General features: G+C 72.6%; 17 protein-coding genes. 8 read left to right on the top strand and 9 right to left on the bottom strand.

Annotated elements, in window-relative coordinates; genetic code table 11:
* Positions 1-7 precede the first annotated feature (7 nt).
* Positions 8-1495, bottom strand: a complete 1488-nt coding sequence (locus B0I31_RS14240; RefSeq protein WP_245949887.1) for a putative glycoside hydrolase family 15 protein — start codon at positions 1493-1495, stop codon at positions 8-10.
* Positions 1477-2892 (bottom strand): sugar transferase, encoded by a 1416-nt coding sequence (locus B0I31_RS14235; RefSeq protein WP_106615960.1) that lies wholly within the window; start codon positions 2890-2892, stop codon positions 1477-1479. Before B0I31_RS14235 ends, B0I31_RS14240 begins: the two co-directional genes overlap by 19 nt.
* A gap of 357 nt (positions 2893-3249) precedes the next feature.
* On the opposite strand from B0I31_RS14235, the gene B0I31_RS14230 reads away from it, so the two are divergent.
* A complete protein-coding gene (locus tag B0I31_RS14230; protein WP_245949885.1) occupies positions 3250-4056 on the top strand; it encodes a glycosyltransferase in 807 nt (268 codons plus the stop codon).
* On the top strand, positions 4056-5363 hold the full coding sequence (locus B0I31_RS14225; protein ID WP_106615815.1) for an FAD-dependent oxidoreductase: 1308 nt from the start codon (positions 4056-4058) through the stop codon (positions 5361-5363). The genes B0I31_RS14230 and B0I31_RS14225 overlap by 1 nt, the downstream gene beginning before the upstream one ends.
* Here B0I31_RS14225 and wecB read toward each other — a convergent pair.
* The gene (gene wecB, locus B0I31_RS14220; protein ID WP_106615814.1) at positions 5281-6453 is read right to left on the bottom strand and encodes a non-hydrolyzing UDP-N-acetylglucosamine 2-epimerase; all 1173 of its coding nucleotides are present in this window, start codon (positions 6451-6453) and stop codon (positions 5281-5283) included. The two genes, B0I31_RS14225 and wecB, sit on opposite strands and share 83 nt — an antisense overlap.
* Positions 6454-6668: 215 nt before the next feature.
* On the opposite strand from wecB, the gene B0I31_RS14215 reads away from it, so the two are divergent.
* Positions 6669-7616, top strand: a complete 948-nt coding sequence (locus B0I31_RS14215; RefSeq protein ID WP_106615959.1) for a lysyl oxidase family protein — start codon at positions 6669-6671, stop codon at positions 7614-7616.
* Between the two features lie 150 nt (positions 7617-7766).
* Positions 7767-8639 carry a serine/threonine-protein kinase gene (locus B0I31_RS14210; protein WP_106615813.1) on the top strand — a complete coding sequence of 291 codons (873 nt, stop codon included), beginning with the start codon at positions 7767-7769 and terminating at the stop codon, positions 8637-8639.
* Here the strand turns inward: B0I31_RS14210 and B0I31_RS14205 are convergent.
* Positions 8602-9384 carry an alpha/beta fold hydrolase gene (locus B0I31_RS14205; RefSeq protein ID WP_106615812.1) on the bottom strand — a complete coding sequence of 261 codons (783 nt, stop codon included), beginning with the start codon at positions 9382-9384 and terminating at the stop codon, positions 8602-8604. The two genes, B0I31_RS14210 and B0I31_RS14205, sit on opposite strands and share 38 nt — an antisense overlap.
* 96 nt (positions 9385-9480) lie before the next feature.
* On the opposite strand from B0I31_RS14205, the gene B0I31_RS14200 reads away from it, so the two are divergent.
* Entirely contained in the window at positions 9481-10785 is a 1305-nt protein-coding gene (locus B0I31_RS14200) for an aminotransferase-like domain-containing protein (RefSeq protein WP_106615811.1), read from the top strand.
* A 58-nt stretch (positions 10786-10843) separates the two neighbouring features.
* Positions 10844-11812, top strand: a complete 969-nt coding sequence (locus B0I31_RS14195; protein WP_106615810.1) for a squalene cyclase — start codon at positions 10844-10846, stop codon at positions 11810-11812.
* On the opposite strand, the gene B0I31_RS14190 is transcribed toward B0I31_RS14195, so the two are convergent.
* The gene (locus B0I31_RS14190) at positions 11809-14337 is read right to left on the bottom strand and encodes an ABC transporter substrate-binding protein (RefSeq protein ID WP_146173843.1); all 2529 of its coding nucleotides are present in this window, start codon (positions 14335-14337) and stop codon (positions 11809-11811) included. The two genes, B0I31_RS14195 and B0I31_RS14190, sit on opposite strands and share 4 nt — an antisense overlap.
* Positions 14338-14410: 73 nt before the next feature.
* Entirely contained in the window at positions 14411-14668 is a 258-nt protein-coding gene (locus tag B0I31_RS14185; RefSeq protein WP_106615808.1) for a hypothetical protein, read from the bottom strand.
* 135 nt (positions 14669-14803) lie between these two features.
* Between B0I31_RS14185 and B0I31_RS14180 the strand changes: the two genes are divergently transcribed.
* Positions 14804-15433: a dienelactone hydrolase family protein gene (locus B0I31_RS14180; RefSeq protein WP_106615958.1), complete on the top strand. Its 630-nt coding sequence runs from the start codon at positions 14804-14806 to the stop codon at positions 15431-15433.
* A gap of 367 nt (positions 15434-15800) precedes the next feature.
* On the opposite strand, the gene B0I31_RS14175 is transcribed toward B0I31_RS14180, so the two are convergent.
* Positions 15801-17390, bottom strand: a complete 1590-nt coding sequence (locus tag B0I31_RS14175) for a beta-1,3-glucanase family protein (protein ID WP_106615807.1) — start codon at positions 17388-17390, stop codon at positions 15801-15803.
* A gap of 198 nt (positions 17391-17588) precedes the next feature.
* Between B0I31_RS14175 and B0I31_RS14170 the strand changes: the two genes are divergently transcribed.
* Positions 17589-18788 (top strand): cysteine desulfurase-like protein, encoded by a 1200-nt coding sequence (locus B0I31_RS14170; RefSeq protein ID WP_106615806.1) that lies wholly within the window; start codon positions 17589-17591, stop codon positions 18786-18788.
* A gap of 36 nt (positions 18789-18824) precedes the next feature.
* Here B0I31_RS14170 and B0I31_RS14165 read toward each other — a convergent pair whose 3' ends face one another.
* On the bottom strand, positions 18825-19421 hold the full coding sequence (locus B0I31_RS14165) for an acetoacetate decarboxylase family protein (RefSeq protein WP_106615805.1): 597 nt from the start codon (positions 19419-19421) through the stop codon (positions 18825-18827).
* A gap of 99 nt (positions 19422-19520) precedes the next feature.
* Positions 19521-23363 carry a DEAD/DEAH box helicase gene (locus tag B0I31_RS14160; RefSeq protein ID WP_245949882.1) on the bottom strand — a complete coding sequence of 1281 codons (3843 nt, stop codon included), beginning with the start codon at positions 23361-23363 and terminating at the stop codon, positions 19521-19523.
* Positions 23364-23377: the final 14 nt, after the last annotated feature.

The following is a 23377-nucleotide window of genomic DNA, read 5'->3' as shown; positions in this document are numbered from 1 at the left end:
GTGTCGGTTACGGCGCGGGGGTCGTGGGCTCGGTGGTGGTCGGCGGCTCGGTGGTCGTCGTCGTCGACTCGGTCGTGGTCGTGGTCGTGGTCGTGGTGGTCGGCTCGGCCGTCGTCGTTGTCGTGGGCTCGGTGGTGGGCTCGGTGGTGGGCTCGGTGGTGGTGGGTGTGGTCGTCGGGCCCGTGGTGGTCGTCGATTCGGTGGCGGTGGTCGGCGCGGTGGGCAAGCCGTGGGGGTTGACCAGGATCACGGCGTCACCGGCGGCCACCTCGATCGTGGCCGGTACGGCGCCGCCGCCGTCGATGTTGACCAACCCGGGCGGCGGGGTGACCCGCGCGGGCTTGCCGGTCGGGTTCACCGCCACGTACCCGCCGGTGAACCGCCGGTCCCACGCGCCGGACGGCAGCCGGTTGGCCGTCTCCGTGGCCTCGCCCAGCTTTGCGTTCTGGTACCGCGACCAGTCCGGGTTGCGGTAGTCCCTGGTGGTCGCACCGGACCAGCACGTGTGCGGGCTGGCCAGCAACGCGGCCGTGGCGTAGCCGACGCGTTCCTCCCGCGCGCCCTTGGTGTGGGTGATCAGCAGGAGCCAGGTCTCGCCGAGCGCGGCCTGCGACCGCAGCTCCTTCCACTCGTTGCCCTTGAACGTCAGCAGTTCACCCGTTCCGGTGTCGCGCAGCCCGAAGTTCTCCTCCATCGCGCCGTCGTACCGCGAGTGCGCCGACCACCGACCCGCGGTCAGGTGGGATTCGGACACGTTCGGGATCAGCATCTTCCCCACCTTGTGCAGGGCGTCACCGGCCGTGGTGAGGAAGGTGTCCATGCCGTCGCGGATCAGCCGGTCGGACTCGGCCGCGTTCTCCGTGCCCTTGAGCACGGCCGACGAGTAGTACTTCAGGGAGCTGAAGTCGTTGTCGGCCAGCACGCCGTCCCAGCCCTCGCGCACGACCTCGGCGGTCACCGCGTCGCTCCACGCCTTCTGGTACACCGGGTCCCACACGGTCATCTGCCAGTGCTTCGGGTAGGAGTTCCACTCGATCCGGTGGTCCTGGGTGTCCACCGCGAACCAGTGCGGGTGCTCGCGGTGCGCCCTGAAGTAGCCGATGCCGGTGGGCAGCAGCGGCGCGTCCGCGTCGCCCTCGACCGCGCCGGGGTAGTTGCGCGCGCTGGAGAAGTCCTTGTAGACCAGCACCTTGATCTTGGGGTTGAGCTGCTTGAGCTTGCGCAGCGCGTGCGTCTCGGTCGCGTTGAGCACCACCAGGCTGTAGTGCTGGGCGGCGAACGAGATCTCCCGGTTCGTGGGCGGCTCGCCGATGCCGTACCACCAGCCGCACGGCGCGAGCGGCTTGGGCAGCGGGCCGAGCGGGGCGACCGGCGGTACCGGTCTGCCGGCCGCGGCACCCGCCGTGCACGCCGCGCTCGGCGCCAGGAGCGCGGCGGCGCACAGCAGGCCGAGCAGGCGGCGGGACCGACGTCGGTTCAGCGGTTCCTTCGGCACAACAGTTCACCCACCGTCTGCAACAGGATTTTCACGTCCAGCCACAACGACCAGTTGGCTATGTAGTAGTTGTCGTATCGGGACCGGTCGACAATCGAGGTGTCGCCCCGCAGGCCGTGCACTTGCGCGAGGCCGGTCAGCCCCGTCGGAACGCGGTGGCGGGCCCAGTATAGCTCGTGGATGGCCGAGAACTCGCGAACGAAACCGGGCCGTTCCGGGCGCGGGCCGACGATGGACATGTCGCCCCGGATGATGTTCCACAACTGCGGCAGTTCGTCCAATGAAGTCCTGCGCAGGAATCGGCCGACTGGCCCGACCCGGTGATCCCCGACCACCGACCAGGTGACTTGGGAATCGTCTTCACCGTTCATTCTCACGCTGCGCAGCTTGTAGAGCACGAACGGCTGATCGTCCATCCCGACCCGCACCTGCCGGAAGATCACCGGCCGACCGCTCTCCAGCAGCACCGCCAGCGCGCACAGCGCGATCACCGGCGCGAACACGACCAGCGCCACGGCGGCCAGCAGCACGTCCATGCCGCGCTTGACCCACCAGCTCGGCCTGCTGGTCGGCGCGGTGCCCAGCCGCATCAGCGGGTAGCTGCGCAGCCGTTCGATGTCCGGGCCGTCCTGGTACAGCTCGAACATCCGCGGCACGACCAGGGTGGTGCAGCCGAGCCGGTGCGCGGTGATCGCCGAGTCGACCACCGACGACTCGCGGGCGTGGGAGAACGCCAGCACGACCGTGCCGACCCCCAGCCGGGTGATGGCCCCGGCGAGGTCCTCGTCCATGAGCTCGACCGGCAGGGTGGCGCGGTCCAGCGCGGGCTCCGGGTCGACGAACCCGACCGGGCGCAGGCCGAACTCCGGGTGCGCCAGCATCGCGCCGACCAGGTCGACGCCGACCTTCCCGGCGCCGACCACGATCGTGCGGTCGCACCGGTGGAACCTCCGCCGGCACCAGCGGCCGAAGGCGAACACGAACAGCCGGGCCGGTTCGCTCAGCGCGGCGAACGCCAGCACCGCCCACTGGGTGGCGAAGGCCGTCTCCGGTGGTGCGCCGCCGACCATCCCCGCCAGCGTGACCAGGGCGAACGCCACCGCCGTCGCCGCCGCCGAGCGCGGCAGGTCGTGGAACCAGGACAGCCACAGCCGCCGCCGGTACAGCCGGCACGCGGCCCGCACGCCCAGCAGCGCCGCCGCGACCACAGCGGTCCAGCGCACGCCCGGCGAGTACCGGACCGCCACCGCGGCCACCGCCGTCACGTCCACCGCGACCAGCAGCACCGCCACCGCGTTCACCCGCCGCAGCAGGTCCGACCCCGACGCCTCGCGCGGCCTCGGGTGCCGCCACCGCGACACCAGGGTCGGGGTGGTCGCCGAGCCGACCCCGTTCACCTCGGACCACCCCTGCCAGGGACCGAGCGCGTCCCGTCCACGCCACACCACATCCGGACGACGTCCTTCCCACCATGAACCCGATTATTTTGGTCACCCGTTCGAGACCATCCGAACGGGAAGCTCTGCTCACTCGGTGTGCATCAAGCGTGATTCATCGGCGCTAATTCACTCTTTCGGTGATCACTCTGCCCCTTTCTGGTAGCCCCGTGGTCCCTGTCCTCCGATAATTCATCCTGACGTGCGACGAGATAGCACCGGGGTGGTCGAATCCCGTCGCGGTCCAGAGGCGAATAATTCTGGACCGTCATCCGCCATCCAGTGAAATGGGGCCCATTGAGCGTCGATGAAGGCGACGTGCGCACCACGTCGGAACAGGGCGGACCGGCCCTCTCCGGCGGCGCGCGCACCCAAGCCCGTGCCCACGTCGTGCTGCCCGCCTACAACGAGGCGGCCTCGCTGCCGCCGCTGCTCACCCGGCTCGCCGAAGTCGCGCGCACCGGCAAGCTCACCGCCTGGGTCGTCGACGACGGCTCGTCGGACGGCACCGCCGACGTCGTCGCCGAGGGCTGGCCCGGCCTCGACGTGCGGCTGGTCAGCCACCCGGTCAACCTCGGCCTCGGCCAGGCCGTCCAATCAGGACTGCGCGCCGTGCTGGCCAAGGCCGACCAGGAGGACGTCGTCATCGTGATGGACGCCGACGACACCCACGACCCCGCGCTGATCGAGCGGCTGGAGCGGGAGATCGAGGCGGGCGCGGACGTGGTGATCTGCTCCCGGTTCGTCGACGGTGGCGACGACGCGACCGCGCCCGTGCTGCGCCGGCTGCTGTCCCGGGGCGCCGCCGCGCTGTTCCGCCGCGTGCTGCGGGTCGAGGGCGTGCGCGACTTCACCAGCGGCTTCCGCGCCTACCGGGTCAGCCTGCTGGTCCGCGCCGAGCGGCACTGGGGCGAGCGGCTGATCGAGGAACGCGGGTTCGCGTGCATGGTCGAGCTGCTGCTCAAGCTGCGGCACTGCCGTCCGGTGGTCACCGAGGTGCCGCTGGCGCTGCGCTACGACCGCAAGCGCGGCCCGAGCAAGATCCGGATCGCCCGCACCGTCTGGCAGTACGTGAAGCTGCTGGTCCGCGACCGGCTCTCGCCCGCGCCGTACCGGGCGCTGTGATGGGCACCGACCACGGGCACGTGGTGGTCGTCGGCGGCGGGATCTGCGGCCTGGCCACCGCGCACCGGCTGGTGCGGGCGGGCACCCGGGTGACGCTGCTGGAGGGCAGCGACCAGCTCGGCGGGCTGGGCACGTTCTTCGCCTGGCGCGACCGGTGGGTGGAGCGCTTCTACCACTGCGTGATGCCGACCGACGACCACCTGCTCGACCTGCTCGGCGAACTCGGCCTGCGCGACTCGATCGCGTGGCGGCCCACCCGGATGGGCATGGTCGTGGACGGCCGCGCGTTCCCGTTCAACACGGCGCTGGACCTGCTCAAGTTCACCCCGTTGGGTGTTCTCGACCGGCTGAGGTTCGGCGCGGTCTCGGTGCTGCTGCGGCGGTTGGGGCGCGGGAAGGACCTCGACGGCACGCGCACCGAGGACTGGCTGCGCGGCCTGTACGGCGACCGGGTGTGGGAACTGCTGCTCGCCCCGCTGTTCGGGGCGAAGTTCGGCGCGCGGTTCGGCGACGTGCCCGCGCTGTACCTGTGGCAGCGCCTGGGCCGCGAGGGCGCCGTGTCGGTGCGCGGGTATCCGGACGGCGGCTACCGGGCCGTGATCGACGCGCTGAGGGCGTCCATCGAGGCCGGTGGCGGGGTGGTGCGGCTGGACGCGCCGGTGCGGCGGCTCGGCGTGGTCGACGGCCGGGTGCGGATCGCCCTGGACGGCGACGAGGCCGTGACGGCGGACCGGGTGGTGTCGACGCTGCCGCTGCCGTTGCTGCGGCAGCTCGCCGACGACGACCTGGCCGCGCGGCTGCCCGAGGTGCGGCTGCCGTACCAGGGCGTGGTGAACGCGCTGTTCTTCCTGCGCCGGCCGTTGTCGGGGCACTACTGGACGCCGGTCGTGCGGTCGGGCACGGAGTTCGACGGGCTGATCCAGATGACGCCGCTGGCCGGGGTCGAGCCGTACGACGGGCGGCACCTCGTCTACGCGATGCGGTACACCGACCGGGAGTCCGCGCTGTTCCGGGAGGACGAGGCCGCCGTCGCGGCGCGGTGGACCTCGCAGCTGCTGGACCTGCACCCCTCGTTGCGCCGCGACGACGTTGAGGACGTGCGGGTGTTCAAGGCGCCGTTCGTGGAACCGGTGTACCCGCTCGGGTACCTCGCGCGCCGCCCGCCCGTGGTGGTCGCCGGCACACCGCTGCTGCTGGCGACCACCGCGCACGTCTACCCGGACGTCACGAGCTGGAATTCGAGTGTGGGACTCGCGCGGCGGGTCGTCGCGACGCTGGCGGGGGCACCACAACCCGTTCCGGGCTGAGCTGCCGGGCGTACCCCGGCTCGCCGCGGACCAGCTGCCCGAGCGCGGCGGCGATCCGGGCCGACGGCGAGCCGGTGCCGTACGGCGAGGGGATGTGCTCCAGGCGTTCCCGGTGGCCCGGCACGTCGTCCAGCCACCGCAGCACTTCCGCGCACAGCCGCGGACCCGGCGGCACGAGCGTGCCGAACGTGCCCTCGATCTCGGGGCGTTCGGTGCTGCGGCGCACCACGACCACCGGCCGCTTCAGGACGCTGACCTCCTCCTGGATGCCACCGGAGTCCGACACGACCACGGCGGCGCACCGGGCCAGCGCCAGGAACGCCGGGTACGCCTGCGGTTCCACGACCTTCAGCCGGCGCAGCAGGGTGGTCAGGCCGAACGCCTCGACCCGCTTGGCCGTGCGCGGGTGCAGGGGCAGCACCACGGGCAGCGGCAGGCGGTTCAGCTCGCGCAGGATCGTCTCCAGGTTGACCGGGTCGTCCACGTTCTCGGGGCGGTGGACGGTGGCCAGCACGTAGCCGTCGCGCCGGAGCTCGTGCGCGGCCAGCACGACGGCTTCCTCGTCCCGCCCGGGCAGCGCCGTGACGAGGGCCTCCACCACGGTGTTGCCGGTGATCGCGATGCGCTCGTCGGGCACGCCCTCGGCCAGCAGGTTGGTGCGGTTGAGCGGTGTCGGCGCGCAGCACAGGTCGGCGAGGTGGTCGATGGCCACCCGGTTGTGCTCCTCGGGCATCGCCCGGTCGAAGCTGCGCAGGCCCGCTTCGACGTGCACCAGCGGCACGTCGTTGGCGTTGGCGGCCAACGCGCCCGCGAGCGCGGACGTGGTGTCGCCCTGCACGATGACCGCGTTCGTCGGGTGCTGCGCCAGCACCTCGTCCACCGCCGCGATGGCCGCGCCGAGCTGACCGCCGCGCCTGCCACCGCCCACGGCCAGCTCGTGGAACCGCCCCGGTCGGCCGATGTCCTGACGGATCCGGTGGTACATCGCGGTGTCGTAGTGCTGTCCGGTGTAGACGACGGTGGCGTCGGCACCCAGCACGCGGATCAGCGGGGCGAGCTTGATCAGCTCGGGCCTGGTGCCGCACACCATCGTGACGGTGCCGGGAACTCCCTGGTCTATCGGACCCACCTCCAGTCGCGGACGACGCGCGCCCGGGGCGCGATCGCGGTGAAGGTTAGAGTCCCGGCGGGGGATTTCCCTTGTGGCTCAGTCGATCGAGTGAACTTGGCGGTGCTCGGGGTCGGGTTGCCGGGGTGGCTCAGTAGATTGGTGAGTGGATCATTCTGGATTGGACGGTTCCGGTGGTGCGAAGACACGTGGTCCTGTTCGCCACGGCGGTGCTCGTGGCGGTCGCGCTGGGTCCGCTGCCCGCCCGGGCCACGGGGTCGGTGCTGCTGCCCGACCTCCGGCAGGCGCCGGTGGGGTGCTCGGGCGGTTACTCCGGCGACCTGTCGCGGTGCGTGGACTGGGACGTGTGCCCGGTCGCCGACCCGGCCGCGCCGAACGGCGAGTGCGTGCGGAAGGGCTCGATCGGGGCGGTCCGGCTGAGGTTCACCACCTCGGCGGACAACATCGGCGACGGCCCGCTGCTGATCCACGGCAGCCGCGGCCACACCGGGCAGCCGCGGATGTCCGCGCGGCAGGCGTTCCAATCCGCTGTGGACGATTCGATCCCGATGTCGTACGAGCAGTCGCAGCGGCCCGTCCCGGCGACCCTGTACTACGAGCCGGCGGTTACCCACGAGCACTGGCACCTGCTGGGCTTCGAGCACTTCCAACTCCGCACACCTTCGGGTGACACGGTGGTGGCCGACCGGAAGAACGGCTTCTGCCTGGGCGACCGCTACGTGACGCCCGACGACGTGGCGAGCCGCCCGGCCGACGCCGGCAGCCCGCAGGGTCGGCTGTCGGCGTTCCTGCGGAAGAACCGGTGCGGCCACCACGAGCCGGAGGCGTTGAGCGTGGTGCAGGGCATCTCGGCCGGGTACGGCGACGACTACCCGTTCACCGTCGACTTCCAGTGGCTCGACATCAGCAAGGTGCCGTCCGGCGTGTACGACGTGGTGAACATCGTCAACGGCGACCGTTCCCTGCTCGAGAAGTCGTACGCGAACAACGCCTCGTCCATGGCCATCTCCATCCGCTGGCCGGGCCACGCCACCAGCCCTCCGGCCACGATCACCCAGCTGCCGGAGGTCCAGCTGATCCGCAACTGCCCGGGCACCGACCGCTGCGCCCAACTCGGCCACTGACCCGCCGCTCCGCCACACGTCCGCTGCGCCGCCGGTCTGCCGGGCGTCCGGTCCGCCACCGGTGTTCCGACGGGAGCCGGCTCGGCGTTTGGCGAGGTCGTGGTCCGGGAATTCGGAGGCGTCTGGATAGGCGACCCGAAGGGTGGGGCCATGTCGTTGGCCACCGAGCAGCGCGTTCTCGCCGGTCGCTACCAGTTGACGGGCAAGCTCGGCGCGGGCGGTGCGGCGGAGGTGCACCGGGGGTGGGACGTGCTGCTCCGGCGGTTCGTCGCGGTCAAGGTGTTCCGCGGCGGGGAGGTGGACGAGCGCCGGTTCGACAACGAGGTGCGGACGTTGGCCGGGTTGTCGCACCCCGGGCTGCTGTCCGTCTACGACGTCGGCACGTGCGGTGAGGTGTCGTTCGTGGTCATGCAGTTGGTCGAAGGCACGACGCTGCGTGACCGCCTGGTCGACGGCACGTTGACGCCCGCGCAGGTCCGCGCGCTCGGCCACCAGGTCGCCGACACCCTCGCCCACGTGCACGACCAGGCGATCGTGCACCGGGACCTGAAGCCGTCCAACGTCCTGCTCGACGACTCCGACACCGCCTACCTGGCCGACTTCGGCCTGGCCCGCTCGCTCGGCTCGACCCGGCTCACCAACACCAACGAGGTCGTCGGCACCGCCGCCTACCTGGCACCGGAGCAGGTGCGCGGCGAGGACGTCGGCCCGCCCGCGGACGTCTACGCGCTCGGCCTGGTCCTGCTGGAGTGCCTCACCGGCTACCGCGAGTACCAGGGCAACCGGGTGGACGCCGCCATCGCCCGCCTGCACCGCCCGCCCGAGATCCCGCGGGACCTGCCCGCCGGCCTGGCCCGCCTGCTGACCCTGATGACGTCCCTGTCCGCCCGCCGACGCCCCACCGCGGCCCAGGTCGCCGACCGCCTCCGCCCCGCCCCGACCGCCCTGCCCCGCGACCGGCTCCTGTGCGGGGTCCGCACGCCGGTCACACCGTCGCGAGGAACCGCTCAAGCGCGTCGTTGAACTCCTCGGGCCGTTCGAGGTTGGGCAGGTGCCCCGCGCCGGGGATCACCGCGAGCGTCGAGCCGGGGATGATCGAGTGCATCTTCTCGGCCACCGCCACCGGCGTGTACTCGTCCTCCTCACCGACGACCACCAGCGCGGGCACGGTGGTGCGGGCCAGGGAGTCCACGTAGTCGGGCCGTTCCGCCCGCCCGCGCAACGCCGCCGCGGCACCCTCCGGCGACGTGCCGCGCATCATCCGCAGCACGTGGTCGGCCACGTCCGGCAACGCGACGACGTTGCGCGGCGAGATCATCTTGTCCAGCACCTCGTCGGCGTAGGGGCCCATGCCCTCCCGCACCAGGCGCTCGGCCATCCCGTACCGCATCTCGCGGCCCTCCGGCGTCTCCCCCTCGGGGAAGGTGTCCGCCAGGACCAGTGCACGGACCCGTGACGGGTGCGCGCGGTGCAATTCCATCACGATCTGGCCGCCCAGCGACAGCCCGCACAGCACCACCCGGTCGAGCCCGAGCCCGTCGAGCAGCCCGACCAGGTCGTCCGCGAACACGCCCAACGGCGTCGTGCCGGGAACCACCGTCGTCTCACCGTATCCACGCAGGTCAGGGACGATGACCCGGTAACGCGCACGGAGGTGTTCGGCCTGAGGCCGCCACAGCGAGCGGTCGAACGGGTGGCCGTGCACGAACAGCACCGCAAGGCCGTCCCCCTGGTCGTCGTAAGCGATGTCGATGCCGTTCACGCGCATGCCGTCCCCCTCGGTCCGTTGACGGCAGCAGCCTAGGAACGCCACCATCCTCGGTGCAATGAAAACAATGCTCTCGGTGCAATATGAGGTGCACGCGTGGACTACCGCCTGATCGCGGACCGGATCGCCGCCGACATCGCGGCACGACGGCTCAAGCCCGGCGACCGCCTCCCGCCGCAACGCGCGTTCGCCCGCCGGCACGGCATCGCCGGCTCCACGGCCGCCCGCGTCTACGGCGAGCTGATCCGGCGCGGCCTCGCGGTGGGGGAAGTCGGTCGCGGCACGTTCGTCCGGGCCGCGCGGACCGGGCCCGAGCTGCCCGAACCGGGCGGCGCGCGGGTCGACCTGGAGCTGAACTTCTGCGTCCTGCCGGACCAGTCCGACCTGCTGGCGCCGGGCCTGGACCGACTCGTGCGCGACGGCCTCGACCGGGCGCTCACCCCGATCGGCGTCCGCGGCACGCCGGAGGCACGGGCCGCCGTCGCCCGCACGCTGGCCCGCGGCGGGTGGACGCCGGACGAGGACCGGGTCCTGTTCACCGGCAACGGCAAGCAGGCGATCGCGGCCGTGGTGTCGGCGCTGGTGCCGGTCGGCGGGCGGCTCGGCGTGGAGGCCGTCACCTACCCGGTGGTGAAGGCGATCGCGGCCAGGCTCGGCGTCACGCTCGTGCCGCTGGCCGTGGACGACGAGGGCGTGCTGCCGCAGGCCGTCCGCGCCGCCGACGTCCGCGCCGTCTACCTCCAGCCGACCCTGCACAACCCGCTCGGCACCACCATGCCCGAACGCCGCCGCGCCGAACTCGCCGACACCGTCCGCGACCTGGACCTCCAGGTGGTCGAGGACGCCATCTACGCCTTCCTCGGCCCCGACCTGCCCCCGCTCGCCCCCGAACGCACGACCGTCGTCGACAGCCTGTCCAAACGCCTCGCGCCCGGCCTGGCGGTCGGGTTCGCCGTCCCACCCGGACACCTGGTCGACCGGGTCGCCGCCGCCGCGCGCTCCGGCGGCTGGGTGGCGGGCCACTTCGCGCTCGCGGCGGCCACCGGCTGGCTCACCGACGGCACCGTCGAGTCCATTGTGGACCGCAAACGTGCCCTCGCCGCGGCACGGCAGCGACTCGCGCGGGAACGCCTGCCCGGATTCGACATCCGCGCCGACCCCGGCGCCTACCACTGCTGGTGGCGGCTGCCGGACCGGTGGCGGGCCGAGACGTTCGTGGCCGCCGCGGCCCGGCGCGGTATCGCCGTCACGCCCGCCGCCGCGTTCGCGGTCGTGCCCGGCCACGCGCCGAACGCCGTCCGCCTGGCCCTCGCCTCCACCCCCGCCGACACCCTGGCCGCCGCGCTGGACGTCCTCTCCGCACTCGCCGAAGGCCGCCCGGAGGACGACCAGGTCGACTAGTGCCGCGACCGGCGCAAGACGCGGTGAAGGCGGCCGGTCGCGGCACTATAGTCACGCCATGGCGACCAGGGTCTCTTGGCTCCTCGACTCCGATCCGGCACTGCGCTGGCAGGTCGAGCGCGATCTCCTCCACGCACCGCCCGAGGTCTGGGAAGCGACCCGGGCGAAGGTCGCGACCGAGGGTTTCGGCGCACGCCTGCTCGCCCTGCAGGACCCGGACGGCCAGTGGGCGGGCGGCGCGTTCTTCCCGGCGGGCTTCGACTTCCACGGCCCGGAAGCGGTCGAGGGCGCCGGGCAGCCGTGGACGGCGACGACGTGGACGCTGAACTCGTTGCGCGAGTGGGGCCTGGACGCGAAGGTCCTGCGCGACCGCGACACGGCCGGGCTGCTCGACCGGAACTGCCGCTGGGAGTACGACGACCTGCCGTACTGGGGAGGTGAGGTCGACTGCTGCATCAACGCGTGGACGGTCCAGAACGGCCTGTGGCTCGGCGCCGACGTCACCGGCATCGTGGACTGGTTCGTCGAGCACCGCCTGCCGGACGGCGGCTGGAACTGCGAGTGGGTCGAGGGCTCGACGCGGTCGTCGTTCCACTCGACGCTCAACTCGCTCAAGGGCCTGCTCGACCACGACGCCGCGACCGGCGGCACGGACGCGACGCGTGCCGCCCGCCGTGCCGGCGAGGAGTACTTGCTGGAACGCGGCCTGTTCCGCCGGCTGTCCACCGGCGAACCCGTGGCGCCGTGGGTGAACCGCTTCTCCTACCCGTTCCGCTGGTACTACAACGTGCTCAACGCGGCCGAGTACTTCCGCCGGGCGAGCCTGCTCGACGGCACGCCGCCGGACCCGCGGATGGCCGACGCGATCGAGCTGATCCGCGCCGAGAGGCAGCCGGACGGCACCTGGCTCCAAGCCCGCCGCCACCCCGGCCGCGTGTGGTTCGAGGTCGACGTGCCGGCGGGGGAGCCCTCGAAGTGGCTGACCCTGTCCGGGACGCGGGTCCTGGACTGGTGGGACGCCGCCTAGGCGAACACGGCCAGGTACGTGGCCACCACCGCGAGCAGGTACGCCGGGTAGCCGACGCGCGCCGCCCTGGCCAGCCGCCGTTCCGCGTCGTCACGCCGCACCGACGACAACCGCTTGCGCAGCATGGCGATCAGCACGCACCCGGCGGCGAGCAGGATGAACGCGTAGTAGCCCCACTCCAGCGCCACGGTGTAGCTGACCGAGGGCAGCTGCGAGGTCACGTTGTTCAGCAGCACGGCCGTGCTGAGGATCGCGGTCACGCCCATCGACACCGGTGCGGCGCTCTCGGAGCCCTTGAAGAACAGTGACAGGTACGTGACGCTGATCAGCAGCAGCAACGGCAACAGGTTCTTCAGCAGGAACGGCAGCGTGTCGCGGACGATCTCCACCTCGCCGGTGTACTGGCTGTAGTAGATGCCATCGGCCGTGCCGGCCGCGGAACCGTCGCCCAGGGCGTCACTGCTGCCGACCGTCCGCTGGAAGAACCGCGCCGAGGTGGCCAGCCAGTTCGGGATGTCGTTGATCGTGGCCTCCGCGTCCGCCCCGCTGCGCAGGTGGTGCTCGGGCGGCTGGTTCAAGATCTCCTTGTCCGTCACGTACACGACGTCGTCGGCGGTCATGGTCCGGTTCTGCAGCACCACCTTCAGGTGTTGGCGGTCGAACGGGAAGCGGCGGAACTCGAAGCCGTTCTTGAACCGGTCGGCCACCCGGTACAGCCGGTAGGTCCCGCTCTCGTCGGTCACGTCGCGCAGCGGTTCGCCCAGCTTCAGGTCCGGCTTGACCGCGTTGACGAACTGCACGTCCGCCGCCGTGTGCGGGCCGGTGTACTTGAGCCACAGGAAGAAGTCCATGAAGTACGTGCCGTCACGGGTGTCGAGGTCGCGGACCTCGTTGAGGTTGATGCCGGTGGCCACGACCTGGCGGCGGGTCAGGTACCGGTCGCCGATGGCGATCACCGTGCCGTTGGCCAGGTCGGCGGCGAGCACCTCGGGCGACGGCGGCTCGTAGATCGTCAGCTGGACGGGCGTGGACACCAGTCGGGTGCCGTCGCTGGTCACGAACGACACCGGCATCTGGGCCGAGCCGCTGGGGGTGAAGTACAGCGGTCCGAGCAGGGCGGGGAACGCGTTCTTCTTGTCCTTCATCGCGGTCAGGCCGTCACGCAGCCGCTCGCGGTCGTCGGCGATGGTCGCGGGGTCCAGGCCGAGGTGGTGGGTGGTGACGACGTGCAGGCCGACGTTGAGCGCCTGCCGTGCCGTGGCGGCGTGCCAGCGCGGCGGCTCGCCGTACCGGTGCTCGAAGTCCTCGGCCCACTTCAGCGCGGGGCCGGACAGCGAGTCGTGCGCCATCGGGGTGGCCAGGTGCAGGTTCTCGGTGACGCCGCCCAGCGCGTCGTGGAACGACTTGGTGCCCAGGCTGGCGATGCCGAGGATGGGCGCGTCGACACCGGCGTCTCGCAAGCCCTTGACCAGGGCGACGCCGTGGCGGCTCTCGGTGGCGAGCAGGACCGGGGTACCGGGGGCGAAACCCTTCACCCGCTCGATGGCGGCCCGCGGATCGTCGGTGACGGGCACGGTGGCGACGACCTCGCCGAACTGGCGGTAGGACTCGGCGAACGCGGCCTGCGCGGAGCGGCCGGAGGCGTGGTCGTCGTGGATGACCGCGACCTTGTCGGCGCCGAGCACCTCGGCCGCGTAGACGGCGAGGAAGTCGCCCTGCGTGCGGTCGCCGAACATGCTGCGGAAGTAGTGGTCGCTGCTGTCGGTGAGGCCCGACCCGCCGGCGGACGGGGTGATGGCGGAGATGCCGGCGGCCCGGTAGATCGGGGCGGCGGCGAGGGAAGTGGACGTGACGCCGTGCCCGATCACGTACAGCACCCTGTCCTCGCGGACGATCTCCTCGGCGATCCGCTCGGCCTGGTCGACCTGGTCGGCGTCGTCGTAGACCAGCAGCTCGACCGGGTGGCCGGCGACGCCGCCGTCGGCGTTGATCTCGTCCAGGCGCATCCGCACGCCGCGTTCGAGGTCGGCGGCGGTGGCCGGGTCGCGCCCGGTGAGGCCCGCGACCAGGGCGATGTGCACCGGGGTGCCGGTGGCCTGGCCGACCGTCGTCCACACGCCCACCGCGGTCAACGCCACCAGCACCACGGCGCCCGCCGCGAGCAGCACCTTGGGCTTGCCGCGCCGTGCCGGGGTGGGGTCGACCGGGTCGGGGCGCGGCGGCTCGACCACGTCCCGCGCCTCGGGCGGGGGAGTCGGCTGGACGCCGCGCAGCGCTTTCCGGGCGCGGTCGGTGGCCCGGTCGGCCTTGATCGCGTAGGCCCGGTTCAGGCAGAAGAGGCGTTCGGCGTCGTCGGTGACGAGCTCGGCGAGCCAGCGCCAGGCGGGTTCGTACTCGTCGTCCTCGGCGAGCGCCACGCCGAGCAGGTTCCGCGCCGCGGCCGGGTCCGTGGCGCGCAGGGCGATCGCCCGGTGCGTGAGGGTGACGGCGGTGTCGGGTTTGGCGGGCATCTCTTTCTCGGACACGGTTCGGACGCTAGGCAGGTCACCCGAACCCCGATGGAGAATCCCCCGACCGGGACAACGTCACCTCATCAGGTCATTCGAGTGGGCGGCCGTCCTCGTCCTCGATGTGCATGGCGGCGTCCTCGGGTCCGAGCAGGTGGTCCGATCCGGCTTCGTCGGCGATGGCGGTCGCCTCGTCGTCGATGAAGCTGCCGTCGCCGCCGGGTGCGGTGTACTGCGGACCGACGTTCTCGGGGGCGCGGCCGCGGTGGATCGTGCCCCATCCCGGTTCCAGCTCCTCCTGCTGCTCGGACATCGGTCCGCGGGCGGGTCGCGCGCGTTCGTCGGCCATGGTCGCTCCTTCCGCACCGGCACGCGGACGGCCGCACCGGCACACAGACGGGTTACCCGTTAGCCCGTTCGGGACACGGCTCGTTTGTGCGTGTTGGCGGTGGTGAACCCGGAGGCCATGACGAGGAGCGGCACGATGGCGGTGTCGGTCGACGCCTGGGGCGTAGACCTGGCCGCTGACCTCGGCGTTCCCTCCGACCCGGCCGGTGTGGTGGTGTTCGCGCACGGGTCGGGCAGCTCGCGGCACAGCGGGCGGAACCGGGCCGTGGCGGAATCGCTGCGCCGGGACGGGTACGCGACCCTGCTGCTCGACCTGCTGACCGAGCGCGAGGAGCGGGAGGACCGCGTCACGCGGCGGCTGCGGTTCGACATCGGGCTGCTGGCGGAGCGGGTGGCGGCGTCGGTGGAGTGGGCGTCGCGGGCGCCGGCGACGCGGGGGCTGCCGATCGGGCTGTTCGGTGCGAGCACGGGCGCGGCGGCGGCGCTGGTCGCGGCGGCCGGGACGTACCTGGTGAGGGCCGTGGTGTCGCGGGGTGGGCGGCCGGACCTGGCGGGACGCGCGCTGGGCCGGGTGCGCGCGCCGACGTTGCTGGTGGTCGGCGGTCGCGACGAGGAGGTGCTGGCGCTGAACCGTGCGGCGGCGGAGCAGTTGTCGGTGCTGTGGCAGATGGAGGTGGTCGAGGGGGCGACGCACCTGTTCGAGGAGCCCGGGGCGCTGGAGGAGGTCGCCCGCCTGGCGGGGGCGTGGTTCCGCGACTTCCTGTGACTTCCGGCTTCGCGCTTCGCGCTTCGGGGCGGCGGGCTTCGCCGCGGCGCAACGGGGTTCAGGTCGGCGGGGTTCAGGTCGGCGGGGTTCGGGTCGGGCGGGGTTGGGGGCGGGGGTTGGTTGCCGGCCTCGTTGTTTCAACCGACGTTTCAGGTTGCGTATAACGCCGTTTTGGTTGATGCCTCTTAGAGAACCACTCGATTGGGGGACCTGGTCCGGCCCGGGCAGGTCGGACGGTGATGCCTCCTACCAGGCACTTTACCAGGCCCGGAGGGCTCGTGGCCGGGAGCGTGCCGGCGCGAGTCGGACGCGGCGCGGTGGGAATGTCCGCACCGCGTCCGACCGTTGCTCGATCACGACCGCCGGGCTAGCCGCGCCGCCACTTCTGGTTCGCGGTGCCGGCGCAGTCCCACAGTTGCAGGACCGCGTCGTTGTCCGGGTTCCAGTCGGCGATGTCCACGCACTTGTTCGCCTGCGGGTTGACCAGGTCGCCGGCGGCGGTCAGGACGAACTGCTGGGCCGGGTTGCCGCTGCACCTCGCGATCTGGATCGGTGCGCCGTTCGCCGTCGAGCCCCAGGCCACGTCCATGCACATGTTGTTCTGCGTGCGCAGCGTGCCGCCGGTCGACTCCCACTTCTGGTTCGTGCCACCGGTGCAGTCCCAGACGATCAGGCGCTGCCCGTCGACGAAGTTCCAGTTCGGCACGTCGACGCACTTGCCGTGCCACGCGCTGACGATGCCGCCGGACGGCGGAGGGGGAGTGGTGCCACCGGTGAACGGGGTCAGGATGATGCCCGCCGAACGCGGGTCGCCGTCGTGCACCAACGACTCCTGCGCCTGCACGTCGTCGAACGCGAACCCGTAAGCCTTGCCGTCCACCATGTTCTGGTGCACGAGCCGCGAGTAGTGGTTGGTCAGCGACCCCTGGTAGAAGTCGGCGGGACCGCCGCCGGGCTGGGTGTCGATCCGGCCGAGCGTGGAGCGGTGCAGGGCGGCGCACAGGGTGCGCGCGATCGGGCCGACGACCTGGTCGTTGGGCGCGTGCAGGGCACCGTCGCAGCCCCACACGTTCGACGTGGTCGGCTTGGCGAACGACGCCACCTGCTGACCGGCGGAGTTGGTGAAGTTCATGGTCGTGCCGGACGTGCGGCCGAAGTAGCGGATGTCCGGCCGGTCGCCGAACGGCACCACGGTCAACGTCTTGGTGGTGTAGGCGTTCCACGCCTGCGTGATGTACGGGTCGAGGTAGGCGCGGTCGAACAGGCCCGCGTCGGCCGCCTTGCCGGGCGCGAGCACGCGCACCACCGTGCCGTCCGCGCGGGTGCGGACGCTGTTCGCCCAGCCGGCCTGGTTGCGCACGCCGTTGATCACGTTGTCGCGGCCGTTCGCGACCAGTTCGCCGGTCTTCTTGGTCACGCCGCTCGCGCCCGTCACGGTGACCGCGTGCGGCACGGCGAACATGTCCACCTGCGAGCTGTTCAGCCACAGGCCCGCGTCGTTGTAGGTGAACTCGCTCCAGTCGAACAGGATGTCCCGGTTCGGGTCGCTCGGCGACCACGGCGCGGGTTGCACGAGGCCGTCCGGGGTCAGGAAGAACTTCAGCTTCTCCCCGAACGACATGTAGACGCGGCCGGAGATGAACCGCGGCACGCGCAGGGTGACGCTGCCGCCGTTGGCCGGGCCCGCGATCGACACGTCCGGCGCGGGCACGGGCGGGTTGGCGCCGGCGGGCCACGGGGTGAACGCGCCGGACTGGTTGACGTACCCGAGCCGGCCGCCCGGCCGGATGTCGGTGCCCAGGACGTACAGGTGGACGGCCTCGGAGCGGCCGCTGTTGTTGGTGACGGTGAGCGGCAGCAGGTCCGGCCCGATCGCCGCGGCCGGTGTGGCGGCGGCCAGTGACGCGGACGTGGCGAGCGCGGCGAAGGCGCTCAACCACTTCGTCAGGGTGCGCATGGGTGCGACTCCTCGGTGCAGGGCAGGTTGTTCCGACCTCCCGGTCGGTTTCAGGGCGACCGGAAGGCGAGCGCCGACGGACCGGTGCGATCCGTGAGAGCGCTTCCATAGCCTGCTGCGGTGGTTCGACCAATGTCAAGGGCGGAACGTGACGCGCGCCACTGGAGTCCGATGTGGATCGGGGGCCAGAGTGGTGCCATGACCTACGACGTCGAGTCCGTCCGCGCCCGCTTCCCGTCCCTGGCCACCGGCACCGCCCACTTCGACGGTCCGGGCGGCTCACAGGTGCCCGCCGTCGTCGCGGACGCCGTGCGCGACGCGATGGTCTCGCCCCTGGCCAACCGCGGCGTGGTCACCGCCGCCGAACGCGCGGCCGACGCGATCGTGCTGGACGCCCGCCGCGCCCTGGGCGACCTGCTGGGCGCGCCGGCGGAAGGTGTCGTGTTCGGGCGCAGCATGACGCAGCTGACCTACGACCTCGCCCGCACGTTGGCGCGCACGTGGCAGCCCGGTGACGAGGTGGTGGTGACCAGGCTGGACCACGACGCGAACGTCCGGCCGTGGGTGCAGGCGGCCGAGGCGGTGGGCGCGGTGGTGCGGTGGGTCGGGTTCGACCCGGCGACCGGTGAGCTGGACGACGTCGCCGACGTGCTGTCGGACCGCACCCGGCTGGTGGCCGTCACGGCGGCGTCGAACCTGATCGGCACGCGTCCGGCGGTGGCCGAGATCGGGGCCGCGGCGCACGAGCGCGGTGCGCTGTTCTTCGTGGACGGCGTGCACCTGACCCCGCACCACCCGGTCGACGTGGAGGCGCTCGGCGCGGACTTCTTCGCGTGCTCGCCGTACAAGTTCTTCGGGCCGCACTGCGGTGTGGTGGCGGGTCGGCCGGAGGTGTTGGCGGACTTGCGGCCGGACAAGCTGGTGCCGTCGTCGGACGCGGTGCCGGAGCGGTTCGAGCTGGGCACGTTGCCGTACGAGGTGCTGGCCGGCTGCACGGCGGCGGTGGACTTCATCGCCGACCTGGTGCCCTCCGCCGGTTCTCGTCGCGAACGGGTCGTGGCGTCGTTGGCGACGGTGGGCGAGCACGAGGACCGGTTGCGGGAGAAGGTCGAGTCGGGACTCGCGGAGCTGCCCGGGACGGTCGTGTGGTCACGGGCCCGGCGGCGCACTCCGACCGTGCTGGTGACGTTCACCGACCACGCGGTGGCGGACGCTTACCGGTACCTGGCCGGGTTGGGCGTGAACGCGCCGGCCGGAGCGTTCTACGCGGTCGAGACGTCCCGGTGGTTGGGGCTGGGCGACACGGGCGGGCTGCGGATCGGGCTCGCGCCGTACTCGACCGGGGCGGAGGTGGACCGGCTGCTCGACGGGCTGGCCGCGTTCCTGCGTTCGGCGTAGCGCCGACCGGCGGCCGTCCGGTTGGAGCGAGACCACCTAACGGCGGCGCGGGCCGAAACGCAGCCGCATCCGCCGGACGGCGACGCTGATCAGCGGTCGGCGGGGGAGCAGCCACGCCAGCGGGCCGGACGGGTCGACGTGCCAGGTCGCGCGGACCGGGGCGACCCGTCCGGTGGCGCGCAGGGGCGTGCGCGCCAGGCCGTCGCCGAACGCCTGCCACGTCGAGCCCGCCACCGGCAGCCGCACGCCGGACCGGGACGCCCCGACGTGGACCGACGCGATGGGACCGCGCGCGTCACGAGCGGCGAGGTCGCGGCCACGGTCGAACTCGGCGAGCTCCTTCGGAATGCCCCACAGCTCACGGCCACCGGCCCGGGAGGTCTCGCTGTCCACCCAGATCCGCGCGATCGACACCCCGAACCGCGCGCCGTGCCGCACCAGCACGGCGGCCAGCAGCTCGTGGTACGCCAGGCCGGGCGGCCGGTAGTCCACGAACGCCGTACCGACCACGGCCCACCCGAACACCGTCACCGGCCGCACGGGCAGCCGTGGCAGCGCCGCCGCCCGGACCAGCCACACGGACACGCACGCACGGCCGTGCAGCTCCCACGGTTCCGGCGGATAGCTCACCATCGGACGTCCTCACCACGGCGCGGAACACCATTGTCGGGCCACGACCGCACCACCCGCGCGTCAGCAGTCCGGGTGGCACACGTGCACTTCGGCTGATCGTCACCGGGCGCTGCCCAGGCCGCGGCGGGTGCGCTTGGGCGGCGGTGGGGTGTGGTCGGTGGTCGTCGTGTCGAGGCTGCTGTAGGCGTCGAGCCAGCCGGTGGCGCGGTAGTCGCCGCGGCGGGTGAACACGGCTACTCCCACGGTTTCGTCGTCGTCGTCCGATGACGGGTACGCGATGGTCGCGGCGGTGGTGGGTGTGCTCCAGGTCCGGCCGCGCCAGGCGATCGCGGTCGCGCCGGTGCCCGTGCCCCCGGTGACGGTGGCGTTGTCGGCGTGCGCGGTCACGGTGTGGTTGGTGGTGCGTTCCCGCAGCAGAGCGGTGTAGCCGGCGTGGTCGAGGACGCAGCCCGCCGGTGAACGTCCCGGTGGCCAGTCGGGCGAGCGGACGCCACGGGCGACGGCCGAGCGCCACAGGCCCGGCACCACGTCCCTGAGGTGCGCACGGGTGGCCATCTCCTCGCACATCCACAACAACCGGCCCGCACCGCGGCCCGGCGCGAGGCTCCGCCAGCGGACGCGGTGGTCCAGGTCGGCGGCCACCACGGCGATCCACGGGTGCACGGTGCCCAGCACGCCCTGCGCCGCCAGCCACGCCAGGAACCGCGGCGCCTGCTCGTACACCGGGTGCAGGGTGGACATCGGGATGCCGCCCGCGACCCGCCGCTTCGAGTCGAACAGGTGCGGTGACCGTGCCGCGAGCAGCAGCGCCGCCCACGCCAGGTCGCCGGGCGCGGTCGTCGTCTGCGAGCCCAGGCCCTTGACCGACGTGGTGTTGGTGATCTGCGACGTCTTGCCGCCCGCCTTGATCACCGTCGCCACGGCCGGCCGCACCGGTTCCGGCACCGGGATGCCCGCCAGGTCGCGCACCGCCACCGACAGCACGAGGCTGAGCGCGTTCTCCGCCTCGTCCGGGTCGCGCGGCACGGGCAGCAGGCCGAGCGTGCGGCGCAACCGGTGCCCGGTGTGGGTGGACACCATCATGCGCGCGGTCAGCCGACCCAGTTCGGTGATGGCGAGACGGCCGTCGGTGGACGTCAGGTGACCCTCGTCCACCAGGAACTGCACGGCTTCCTGCACCGGCTCCAGGTCGTCGTCGCCCTGCGCGTGCGCCAGCGTCTCCACCCACCACGCCTGCGCGTCGTCCATCGTGCCGATCCGGCCCTGCAGGACCTCGGCCAGCACGTGGTCGGGCAGCGAGTCGCGGATCCGCGAGTAGACCGAGTACCCGGCCACCAGCCTGGTCTGCCAGTCCGCGCGTTGCGTCTCGTCGACGATCAGGTACGACCAGCCCTCGGTCTCACCCGCGCCGATGCGCCCCGCCCGGCCGAACATCTGCAGCACGGTGGAGGTGTCGATCGGTTCGCCGCCGATCGAGACGTCCCTGATGATCACGGCCCGGGCGGGCAGGTTCACGCCCGCGGCGACGGTCGACGTGGCGACCAGGACGTCCGCCTCACGTGCCCGGAACGCCCGTTCGGCGGCGTGCTTGTGCTCGTAGTCGGCGTAGTGCAGGCGGACGCCGACCTCCGCGCACGCCTTGGTGAGGCCGTCGACGTCGTCGGGTGCGACGGTGTGCACGGGCGCGCCCCGGTCGGCGGCGATCGCCATCGCGGTGGAGCGGACGTTGCGCTTGGAGCCGCAGAACACCAGCACGCTGCCGCCCTCGGCGGTGTGCCGGTGGGTCAGGTCGAGCACGACCTGTTCGCGCAGCCGGTTGTTCGCGGTGAAGCCGGAGGCGGCGGGGATCGTCGGCAGCTGCCAGGTCACCGTGGACGGACGCCAGGTCGTGGCGACCAGGTCCGCCTCCAGCCACTCGGCGACTTCGGCGGCGTTGGAGACGGTCGCCGAGAGGCCGACGATGCGGACCGGCGAGTCGGTGCCGCGGACGCGGGCCAACAGGGCTTCGAGCAGCGCGCCGCGGTTGGGGCTGCCGAGCAGGTGGATCTCGTCCACGACCAGGCAACCGACCTCGCCGAGGGCGGCCTGCAGGGAGCCGGCGCGGCAGATCGCTTCGAACTTCTCCGTGGTGGCGACCCACAGGTCGGCCGCTTTGACCGCTTCGACGTCCACCGCGTACTCGCCGGACAGGCGTTCGACGCGCAGGCCTTCGTCGCGCCACGTTTCCAGTTCGCGGTCGAGTTCGTCGGTCAGCGAGCGCTGGGGTACCAGCCAGGCGGCCTTGCGGCCTTCGTGCAGGATCGCTTTCAGGACGGCCAACATGCCCATCGCCGTCTTGCCCGCGCCGGTCGGTGCGGTGATCAGGACGTGGGAATCGCCGTCCACCAGGTGGGGCGCGGCTTGGGCTTGGGCGGGGTTGAGGACGGGGAACGGCAGGAATCGCGCCCAGTCGTCCGGGACGAAGCGCGTGATCGGCACCGGGTCGGGCACGTCGTCGGCCGGTTCGTGCAGGTCCCACAGCACCTCGAAGGCCAGGCGCGCCGCCCGTGCCCCTTCGCCGACCACCGACTCGCACCGCTCCGGCACCACTCCGCCGACGTCCGACAGCCACGCCGTGGCGGCGGCCGCGGACACTTCCTCCTGCTCCAACCAGTGCCGCACCGCTCGGTACGGCACCCCGGCTTCCTCAAGTCGCGCCCGCACTCCGTCGAATTCGGACAAATCAGGCAAAACGACCCTTGCGTCCACCCCTGCCGGCACCTCAGGCACCTCGAACCCGGGATCGACCGTCTTGCACCACCACACGGGCCGCGACTCCAGCGCCGCCAACGCGGGCGGCAACACCGGAACCCCGACCGAACGAGCCACCGGCGCCACCTCGGACCCACTGAGGATGGACCGAATCCGCGCCGCCATCGCCACCGTCGACACCCGCCGCCTCGGCTGGTGCTCCGGCACGTCAACCGCCGGCGTGACCTGCTCCTCCGCCTCGCCCGCCCGCGCTCGCCGTCCCACGCCGCCCGCCGCGACCTGTGGTTCGCGCTCGTCGGTTCCGGTCCGCGCCTTGGCTTCCGGCCCACCGCCGGCCGCCGCGACGTGCGGTTCGCGCTCGACGGTTCCGGCCCGCGCCTTGGCCCCCGACCCACCGTTAGCCGCCGCGATCCGCGGCTCGTGCTCGGCGGCTTCGGTTCGCGCTTCGGCCGCCGGCCCGCCGCCGGCCGCCGCGATCCGCGGCCCCGTCCCGACCTCCGCGCCCGCCCGTGCCTTCGCCGCCGTGCGACCGCCCGTGACCCGCGACTGCCGACCGGCGCTGGTTCGGCCGCGCGACTGCGCCTCGTGGCCCGCCTCCGGCACGGGTTCGCCGTCGATTCGCGACGGCGGCGCGCCGGCGGCTGCCCCGGTTCGCGGTTCCGGCTCGGCGCTCGCGTCGGCCCGAACCTCCGGCTCCGACCGCCGCCCCGACGAGGGCCGTCCCGACGAGGGTCGTCCCGAAGCGGGCTGCCCCGACAACCGGTCCCCGGTTCCGGCCCGCGGTCGGGTCGCGGGGCCGGGCGAGGTGGCTGCGGTGCGTCGGCCGGCGCGGGAGCTGCGGGCCAGGGCTTCCAGTTGGGCGTCCTCCGCGAGGCGGCGGGACACGGCGTCCGGGCGGAGGTCGCCGAGGACCGAGCGTTGCGCGAGCTTCAACTCCCGCAGCGTGAACGACGCCGGGCACGTGGGGCAGGCCACGGCGGCCTGCAGCTGCTGCCTGCCGCGGTCCGGGTGGGCGCGGTACAGGCCGTGCAGTTCGCCCTCGCACTTCGGGCACCGGCGGTCGATGGGCACCGGTGACAGCTGCCAGCCGGGCTCCGCGTACCGGGCGATCGCGGGCTCCGGGCGGACGCCCCACCTGGCCTCCACGACGCCCGCGACCGACGTGTCCACGACGGGCGACCCGTGCTCCACTCGTCGCCCTCCCG

The organism is Saccharothrix carnea (assembly GCF_003014735.1).
Taxonomy (GTDB): Bacteria; Actinomycetota; Actinomycetes; order Mycobacteriales; family Pseudonocardiaceae; genus Actinosynnema; species Actinosynnema carneum.
This window is presented reverse-complemented; position numbering and strand designations above follow the sequence as displayed.

Bases quoted from the DNA above. Each gene is read 5' to 3' on its own strand.
- B0I31_RS14225 (WP_106615815.1), top strand. From the start codon at position 4,056: ATGGGCACCGACCACGGGCACGTGGTGGTCGTCGGCGGCGGGATCTGC.
- wecB (WP_106615814.1), bottom strand. From the start codon at position 6,453: ATGGTGTGCGGCACCAGGCCCGAGCTGATCAAGCTCGCCCCGCTGATC.
- B0I31_RS14210 (WP_106615813.1), top strand. From the start codon at position 7,767: ATGTCGTTGGCCACCGAGCAGCGCGTTCTCGCCGGTCGCTACCAGTTG.
- B0I31_RS14205 (WP_106615812.1), bottom strand. From the start codon at position 9,384: ATGCGCGTGAACGGCATCGACATCGCTTACGACGACCAGGGGGACGGC.
- B0I31_RS14195 (WP_106615810.1), top strand. From the start codon at position 10,844: ATGGCGACCAGGGTCTCTTGGCTCCTCGACTCCGATCCGGCACTGCGC.
- B0I31_RS14185 (WP_106615808.1), bottom strand. From the start codon at position 14,668: ATGGCCGACGAACGCGCGCGACCCGCCCGCGGACCGATGTCCGAGCAG.
- B0I31_RS14180 (WP_106615958.1), top strand. From the start codon at position 14,804: ATGGCGGTGTCGGTCGACGCCTGGGGCGTAGACCTGGCCGCTGACCTC.
- B0I31_RS14175 (WP_106615807.1), bottom strand. From the start codon at position 17,390: ATGCGCACCCTGACGAAGTGGTTGAGCGCCTTCGCCGCGCTCGCCACG.
- B0I31_RS14170 (WP_106615806.1), top strand. From the start codon at position 17,589: ATGACCTACGACGTCGAGTCCGTCCGCGCCCGCTTCCCGTCCCTGGCC.
- B0I31_RS14165 (WP_106615805.1), bottom strand. From the start codon at position 19,421: ATGGTGAGCTATCCGCCGGAACCGTGGGAGCTGCACGGCCGTGCGTGC.